The organism is Actinacidiphila paucisporea (assembly GCF_900142575.1).
GTDB classification, from domain to species: domain Bacteria; phylum Actinomycetota; class Actinomycetes; order Streptomycetales; family Streptomycetaceae; genus Actinacidiphila; species Actinacidiphila paucisporea.
Map to the genome: position 1 here is coordinate 1 of NZ_FRBI01000058.1, position 8,029 is coordinate 8,029.

At 67.1% G+C, this 8,029-nt stretch carries 5 protein-coding genes and 3 pseudogenes; 4 read left to right on the plus strand and 4 right to left on the minus strand.

Annotation, left to right across the window (positions count from 1 at the left end; all coding sequences use genetic code 11):
• Nucleotides 1-306: pseudogene (locus BUE44_RS35205) on the plus strand (ISAs1 family transposase); the annotation flags it as partial.
• Here the strand turns inward: BUE44_RS35205 and BUE44_RS37300 are convergent.
• The 4 genes and pseudogenes from BUE44_RS37300 to BUE44_RS39460 form a co-directional block, all read right to left on the minus strand.
• Nucleotides 299-544 carry a hypothetical protein gene (locus BUE44_RS37300; RefSeq protein WP_143172671.1) on the minus strand — a complete coding sequence of 82 codons (246 nt, stop codon included), beginning with the start codon at nt 542-544 and terminating at the stop codon, nt 299-301. The pseudogene BUE44_RS35205 and the gene BUE44_RS37300 sit on opposite strands and share 8 nt — an antisense overlap.
• 920 nt (nt 545-1,464) lie before the next feature.
• A pseudogene (locus BUE44_RS35215) lies at nt 1,465-2,004 on the minus strand (transposase family protein); the annotation flags it as partial.
• Nucleotides 2,005-3,464: 1,460 nt separating this feature from the next.
• Nucleotides 3,465-4,207: pseudogene (locus tag BUE44_RS35225) on the minus strand (transposase); the annotation flags it as partial.
• Between the two features lie 109 nt (nt 4,208-4,316).
• The gene (locus tag BUE44_RS39460; RefSeq protein WP_265737196.1) at nt 4,317-4,631 is read right to left on the minus strand and encodes a hypothetical protein; all 315 of its coding nucleotides are present in this window, start codon (nt 4,629-4,631) and stop codon (nt 4,317-4,319) included.
• Here BUE44_RS39460 and BUE44_RS35235 point away from each other — a divergent pair.
• The 3 genes from BUE44_RS35235 to BUE44_RS37705 all read left to right on the plus strand — a co-directional run.
• Nucleotides 4,624-5,646 carry a Tn3 family transposase gene (locus BUE44_RS35235; RefSeq protein WP_265737197.1) on the plus strand — a complete coding sequence of 341 codons (1,023 nt, stop codon included), beginning with the start codon at nt 4,624-4,626 and terminating at the stop codon, nt 5,644-5,646. The two genes, BUE44_RS39460 and BUE44_RS35235, sit on opposite strands and share 8 nt — an antisense overlap.
• Before the next feature lie 268 nt (nt 5,647-5,914).
• On the plus strand, nt 5,915-6,418 hold the full coding sequence (locus BUE44_RS35240; protein ID WP_073503090.1) for a chromosome partitioning protein: 504 nt from the start codon (nt 5,915-5,917) through the stop codon (nt 6,416-6,418).
• Between the two features lie 23 nt (nt 6,419-6,441).
• Nucleotides 6,442-8,029 (plus strand): P-loop domain-containing protein (locus BUE44_RS37705; RefSeq protein ID WP_456049222.1); only part of this gene is annotated, 1,588 nt, incomplete at its 3' end.

Here is an 8,029-nt window from a genome sequence, read left to right on the forward strand (position 1 = left end):
CGCACTCGCGAGACCGTCTACGTCATCACCGACCTGACCAGCCGCCAGGCCACTCCCGAGCGCATCGCGAAGGTCGTGAGGTCACAGTGGGTGATCGAAAACCGACTGCACTTTGTGCGGGACACCGCCTCCCACGAGGACGCCTCCAAGGTCCGCACCGGACACGGACCGGAGAACATGGCCACCCTCCGCAGCTTCGCCATCAACCAGCTCCGTGCCGCCGGCCACACCAACATCGCCGCCGGACTCCGCGAGATGTCCCTCCGCCCCTTCGAGCGGCCACTGACCCTCCTCGGACTCAACTGACCAGCACCAATCCAAGATCATCAGACTTTGCAATCGCCCTGGGATCAGGATCGACTCCGTCCGTCTCATCCACACCTCCGCTGAGATCGATGAATACGTCTTCGAAACAGGCAAGCTCAACATCCTCAGCGGCGTCCGCAACAGCTCCAAGACGACGACATTGAAGGTCACCGACTACTGCCTCGGCGACCGCAGCGGAATGATCGATGCCCTCGGGGCGGCAGTGGCCGACGAACACGTCGAGGTCTCCACAACCGTACGGCTCAACGGGCAGGCCCGCACTGTAAAGCGCCTCCTGCAGCCTGGGCGGATGAACAAGGTGTACGTCGACGGGGACGAGCTGACGGACTCCGACTTCTCCGACTGGATCCTTCGCGAACTGAGCTGGCCCAATCTGCGGATCCCCAAGGGCCTCAATCCGGCAACAGCCAGCGAACTGACTCCTCTGTCCTTCCGCAGTCTGTTGCGGCATTTCTATCGCAATGAAGAGTCCTGGACGAGCTTCGCCAACAAGGAGCAGGAGTTTATCCGCCGCGGCGTCGTGGGCATTTTCCTCGGCTTCGCCCGCACGCGCTACGACACCAAAGACTTCGCTGTTGCCCAGGCCAAAAGGCGCCTTGCCGAAGCCCAGGCCGTGGAGCGAGAGGTGCAGGACAGCTCGCTGCAGGCGGTGACGGCTATCTCGGAGCGGCTCAGCATCCGCGTCGCCCGCACTATCGACCAGGTGGTCGCTGCCCGTGGAGAGGTGATGACTCAGCTCGACAGGGTCCGCCTACGGCGTCAGGAACTCACAGCCGAGATCAACGCCATCTTGCAAGGCGACGCCAGTTCCAGGACAACCGCTGGTTACGACGTCTCCTTGACGAGTACCTACGAAGGAGTCTCGCAGCGGCTGCAGAAAGCAGTCAACGAGGTCGTGGGGCTCGAACAGCTCTTCAGCGAGCATGCCCATTCTGCACAGGCGGTCGCCTCCGAGGTGACACGGATGGAGCGTCTCGTTAAATCCGTTGAGATCTTCGACGCCCTACCCGTGCGGTTGTGCCCGGCCTGCGAACAGCGGGTCGACCCTCATCGCGACCACGGCCAAGACGCCTGCTACGTCTGCTTCCAAGCCGTTGATGACGACCAACGCCGGCGCCGAGCAAATGTGGAGATCAGGTCACTCAAGTCAGAAATCGCCGATCTGGAAGACGTGATCGCACACACCGCTATCGACCTCGACGCCGCCCGCACCCGGGTGGCAGCGGTCAGGTCGTGGGTGCCTCCCGGCAGGGCGGGCGAGATCCACAGCACCGTGCCCGCCGGATCGGTGAGCACCTAGACTTTCACGCCGTGGTGGCGGTGCTTGGCCGAGTAGTCCGCGCGGCTGTCGCAGACACAGTCGCACTCGGCGAGCGTCCCATCGAGCAAGAGGAAGTCGGGGTCGTGTTCGCGCAGGGTCTTCAGCAGCCCCGAGGCGCGGGCGGCGAGCAGGCCGGCGACGCCCGTTACGTAGGCATGGGCGGTCCCGACGGATATACCGAAGCCGGCTGCGATCCGGGCCAGGGTGTCGTGCATGCGCAGGTACACCAGCGCGACGAGCGCGCGTTGGTGCGGCGGGAGTTTGCACCGTCGATCGCCCTCGCGAGTGACGATGAGCATCGTGACCTGCTCGACCAGGGCGTGCGGCAGGTCGAGTGCGGCAGGGTAGGGAACCAACGAGGCTCCTGCGCCGATGGGTTGAGACTTCGAACACCTCCCTCAACCGTCCGGGAGCCTCGTGCGTTGCGGACCACCGGTTCACCGAGCCAAGGTCACCCGATCGGTGGTCGCCCTGAAAGGTTCATTGACATCGACACAGCGGGAGGCAGGCGACCTGCGAGGGGCGGAGTGAAGACAGCCTGATTTCTTTGGATGACCTGCTCAGCGCTGTGACCCGCTGGTTCGATGTGGCCCGCATAAGTCGAACTGACGTAGAGGACAGATGATCATGCCACACGGCCCCGACCAGACCGAGGAGAACCGGCCCGCACGGCCACCGTCGCGCTACGGCAGGACCGTGGGCGCAATGCGCGCCATCGTGTGGCGCCGCCGAGATGTTGCAAGAATGAACCGGCGGCTCAAAGCAGACGGCGCCTTGTCGTCGATCGATGGATCACTGGCGCGACTGGGAACCAATCAACGGGTGTCAAGCGCCTTCCGAGTTGCCTACCGGCGCTGGCTTTGGGCAGAGCCCAAAGTACGAGCCTTGAAAGTGCTCTACTGGGTATTTTTCGTGTCGACTCTACGGCGCACTCTCTTCACGGACCCAGAGGAATATTTCAAACCACATGCAGACCCTTCCTTAGTTGGCTTCTACCGGGACTCCTGGAAGCAGTTCCACGGCCTGCCAACCGGACTCGCAGGTATCTACATCGGCCTCCTTTTTCCATTTGCGATCTTGATCTCATTAATAGGCGTCGCACAGATAGCGGCCCCAGTGGCCGGGCCATTTGCGCCGCTTGGGTATGCTTACGTACTACGAAAGAATCCAAGAGCAGCGGTCTCCGCTTTAGCAATGCATCAGCGATACCGACCGCTGGCGATATTTGCTGCTTCCATAGAGTCCTGCGCGAGAGCCGCTACCGCTTCCACAGAGAGACGCCCCGCACGACTGCTTGCCATGTCGACCAGACTGGACGAGGTTGCGCGCGCAGTACGAAGGGCCCACCGGACGCGCGGCGCCGTGCCATTCCGTTCTCACCGACGCCGAATACTGAAACGTCACGCAGGCTTGGTGGTGGCTGCATTGAGGGCAGCAGAAGGGAAGATCGACAGCGCTCCTGAATCCGCCCTCCCGAACCTTGCAGAGCTAGTTCTCCGCATATCCGAGAATTACATAGGCGGGCGGATAGGGCAACTGCTTGACGATGCAGATCTACAAGGGCTGGAGCCGGTTGCTGATCGCGAACCCTTGCGTATAATTGCTGCCGCTTGCATATGCGGTGGCACTGCGGTAGGAATCTCCTTCACGGCGCTCCCCGACGAGGCGAAGACCTACCTCATCGGGGTAGGCGGAGTGATAGGTTTGACCATTATTTATGGCCGGAACGCACGCAGAGCCTTCGATATTCTTGCCACCTTGCGCGGGAACTGAGTTGCTCAGTGAGCCTTTTCAGTGTGGCCACTGAGCCTTTTCGGCGTTGTCTCTCCAGGGTGAGGACTGCTTTGGCGATGACGCCCATGCGGTTGGGGCTGATGCGGGATCTGCGGAAGATCTGCAGGACTTCAGCCGGGCCATGGCGCGTTCGACGGGTGCCCGGGCTGCGGACAGGGCTCGGTTCGTGGTCCGTTCGGTAGGGGTGAGTTCACCGCCTGGCGGGCGGCGCTTGGCGGTGGTGACCCAGTCGCCCGCTCCGATGTAGGCCATGTCGGCGAGGATCGGGACGCCCTGGCGCGCGCAGATCCGGAGGATCTTGTGGGTGCGGGCGGCCGTCAGGTCGTGGGTCCGGCCCGGCAGGGCCGGCGACAGCCACAGGATCTCGCCGGCCGGGTCCGTGACGACCTGCACGTTCACCCCGTGCCTCTTGTGTTTCGAGGAGTAGTCGGCCCTGCCGTCGCCGACGCGGTCGCACTCTGCGAGCGTGCCGTCCAGGAGGACGAAGTCCGGGTGTGCGCGCAGCGTCTTCAGCAGGCCCGGCGCCTGCTCGGCGAGCAGTCTGGTGACCGCGGTGACGTAGGCGTGGGCGGTCCCGACGGATATCCCGAAGGCCGCGGCGATACGGGCAAGGGTGTCGTGGCGGCGCAGGTACACGAGTGCGACCAGCGCACGGCGGTGCGGCGGGAGTTTGCAGTGCCGGTCACCCTCGCGGGTGACGATGCGCATGGTGACCCACTCGACCAGCGTATGGGGTAGGTCGAGTGCGGCAGGATACGGAACCAACAGGGCTCCTGTGCTGCTGAGTCGAGACGTTGAACACCTCCCTCAACGACACGGGAGCCCTGCCCGTTGCGCACCCCGAACCCACACCACCCCGTCACCCGATCGGTGCTCAACTGAAACCGCTCAATGCCTCAAGCGTGGACGTAGAGCTGTGCGGGTCGACGGTGGCGCTGGAGGTGGAGTTGCAGCGACGGGTCGAGACGAGCATGCCGGACAGCCGTGGGCGCTGGTCGGGGCCCGGCGGATGCTCGGCCGGGCCGGGAAGCGCGCCGGACTCGTGGTCGTGAAACCCCATGCCTTCCGGCACTCGTTCACGTCCGCGGTTCTCGATGCCGCCGACGGCAACACGTTGATCGCCCGGGACGCCGGCGGCTGGGCGTCGGCCGCGGTGGTGGATGAGGTCTACGGACACGTCGATGTCCACGACCCGGTCTTCGACGCCGCCCTGCGCACGGTTTGGGGTGAGACGAAGTGACGGCGCCATCGCTTCTGCCGTAGGAGGACGCCCGCACGCGACGGGACCGGCTGGAGGTGCTCACCGCGCTGATACCCGGCCCAACCCCAAATATTTCTCGACCGGGCACGGAATGACCTGGTTGAACGTGGTCTCGGACAGCTTCATGGGCCTGGGCGGGATCGTCGTGCCGGGCACCCTGCGCGACTCGCTGGGCATCCTGGACGCGGTCTTCAACCTGGACGGCCCGGCCCGCCCGGAGATGATCATCACGGACACCGGGTCCGTCAGCGACCTGGTGTTCGGGCTGTTCGCGATCTGCGGCTACCAGTTCTCCCCGCGCATCGCGGACATCTCCGACGCCAGGCTGTGGCGCTTCGACATGTCCGCGGACTACGGACCGCTGGAGCCGGTCTCGCGTCAGCGGATCCAGGCGGCCCGGGTACGCGACCACTGGGAAGACATGCTCCGCGTCGCCGGTTCCCTGACCGCCGGCACGGTGCGGGCGTACGACCTGCTGCGGATGATGAACAACGGCGACCGGATGACCGGCCTGGGCGACGCTTTCGCCGCCTACGGTCGCATCTTCAAGACCCTGCACCTGTTGCAGTTCATCGACTCCGAGGTGTACCGCAGGATGATCGGCGTGCAGCTGAACATCGGCGAGGGCCGCCACGCGCTGGGCCGCGCGATGTTCTTCGGCCGCCTGGGCGAGGTCCGCCACGCCTACCGGGAGGGGATGGAGAACCAGTTCGGGGCGCTGGGCATGGCGATCAATGCCGTTGTCTTCTGGAACAGCCTCTACGTGGACGCAGCCGTCAGGGAGCTGGAGGCCGGCGGGCTGACCGTCTCCCCGGAGATCCGCTCCCGCCTCTCCCCGCTGATCCATGATCACATCAATTTCCACGGCCGCTATCCGATCGTCCGTTCCCACGGCGCCGACGTACTTCGGCCCCTGCGCGACCCCGGCGCCAAGCAGGAATAGCCCGGACTGGCGGGACGGCCCCGGCGGCGCCCTCGGGGGCGGGGGTGTCTTAGCGCGATCTTCCTGGGATGGGGACAGTTCGGAGATTCCCGCCTTCTCCTGCAGCGTGGCCCGGTATTGATAGTGATACGTGCGGCCCCGGGTTGACCGGGGTTCGTGTTCGTGCCGGTCGATGAAATACGCCAGGCGGACGGCAGCGTCCGCCCGTGTGGTGGGTAGGGCTGGCCATGCGTGGTAAGCGGGATGACAGTTACAGGGGGAAGGTCGCATGGTGATCGAGGCCGGGTTAGTGGCCGGGTATGTGATCGCGTGGGCGGTACGCAAGGCCCGTCGAGCGGCCGGCGGCCTGGATGCCGAGGCTGATGCGGTCATTGATGCCGGGCTGGACAAGCTGCACACGGCGGTGGCCGCCAAGCTCGGCGCGCATCCCGCCCTGGATGATCTGGCCGAGGAGGCCGCCACCGATGACGGGCAGGTCAGCGAGCTGACCCGTCAGCAGGTGGAATTGGCGGTCACTGCCGCAGCGCGCAAAGACGACGAGTTCGGCCAGGCGGTCACCGAACTGGTGACCCGGTTGCAGGCCGCTGAGCAGGCCGGCGGCATCTCGGTGGTGGCCGGCGCCGGGTCGGCGGTGTTCACCGGAGACGCCCACGCCCAGGCCAGCGGTGACGGGATCGCGTTCGGGCAGGTCGCCGGGGATGTGCACCTGGACCGCGGTCCTGCGGGCGGGCAGCGGCCGGACCCTACCGGGCCGGGCCGGTCACGCCCCTGACCGCACCCGGAGTATCCGGTGGCATGGCCGGTACCGTAACGCCGCGGTCACCTGATGGTTCGGCCGGTCCGCTCTCTGGGCATGCCGGCGAGGAGGGCGGCGGGACCAGCTTCGGGTATGTCGCCGGGAACGTCACGGTCAACCGGTACGGGGCGTCTGCCGTGCCGCGGCCGGTGCGCTCGGCGTACCGGCGGCAGGTGGAGCGGATCGCCCCGCCGGAGTTGCTGGGCCGGGACGCCGAGCTGGCCGAGCTGGCCGGCTTCTGCCTGGATGAGCACCGCGGTCCCTACGTGTGGTGGCGGGCCGGGCCGTGGGCGGGGAAGTCCGCGCTGCTGTCCACCTTCGTGCTCAACCCGCCCGGCCGGCTCGCTGCCGGCGGGGTGCGGCTGGTGTCGTTTTTCGTCACCGCCCGGCTGGCCTCGCAGGACACGCGGGAGGCGTTCACCACCGCGCTGACGGAGCAGCTGTGTGCACTGCTGCGCCTGGACCTGCCGGCCGGCGGTGATGAGGCCGCCGGGGAAGCGGCGCTGCTGGACCTGCTCGCATCGGCCGCGGAGGCGTGTCAGAGCGCGGGTGGCCGGCTGGTACTGATCGTGGACGGGCTGGACGAGGACCGTGGCGTGACCACCGGGCCGGGTGCGCACAGCATCGCCGGGCTGCTGCCCGGCCGCCCGCCGGCCGGGATGCGGGTCATCGTCGCCGGCCGGCCCAACCCGCCGGTCCCCGACGACGTGCCCGACTGGCATCCGCTGCGCGACCCGGGGATCATCCGCCTGCTCGGCGACTCCCCGCGTGCCCGGGATCTGCAACGCCTCGGCCAGTCCGAACTCAAACGCCTGCTCACCGGCAGCCCCGTCGAGCAGGATCTGCTGGGCCTGCTGACCGCAGCCCGCGGCGGACTGTCCGGCCCCGACCTGCGTGAGCTGACCGGGGCGGAACTGGTGACCGTCGAGGAGATCCTGCACACCGTGGCCGGGCGCACCTTCACCCGCCGGCTCGCCGCCTGGGCGCCGGACGGCCGGCAGCAGGTGTACCTGCTCGGCCACGAGGAACTGCACAACGCCGCCGTCCGCTACCTCGGCCAGGACCGCCTGGCCCGCTACCGGGACCGGTTGCACACCTGGGCCGACAGCTACCGCACACCCAACGACGGCCTGCCGCCGTGGCCGGCGCACACCCCCGAATACCTGCTGACCGGCTACCCCCGCATGCTGGCCACCACCGGCGACACCGACCGCCTGGCCGCCCTGGCCATCGACCCGGCACGCCACGACCGGATGCTCGACCTGTCCGGCGGCGACACCGCCGCCCTCACCGAGATCAAAACCTGCCAAGACCTGCTCCTGGGCTGCCCGCAACCGGACCTGTACGCCCTGGCCAGACTGTCCCACCACCGCGGCCAACTCGAATCCCGCAACTCCCGCATCCCCACCGGCCTTCCCGCCGTGTGGGCCACCCTCGGCCAGCCCAACCGGGCTGAAGCACTCGCCCGAGCCCTCACCGACCCGGACCGGCGGGCGCAGGCGCTGAGCGGGGTGGCCGGGGCGGTGGCCACGGCCGGTGACCCCGAGCGAGCCGAGCAGATCGCCCGCACCATCACCAGCCCAGACC

Excerpts from the sequence above, each read along its gene's own strand:
- BUE44_RS35240 (WP_073503090.1), top strand. The coding sequence starts at position 5,915 with ATGGTGATCGAGGCCGGGTTAGTGGCCGGGTATGTGATCGCGTGGGCG.
- BUE44_RS35235 (WP_265737197.1), top strand. The coding sequence starts at position 4,624 with ATGTCCACGACCCGGTCTTCGACGCCGCCCTGCGCACGGTTTGGGGTG.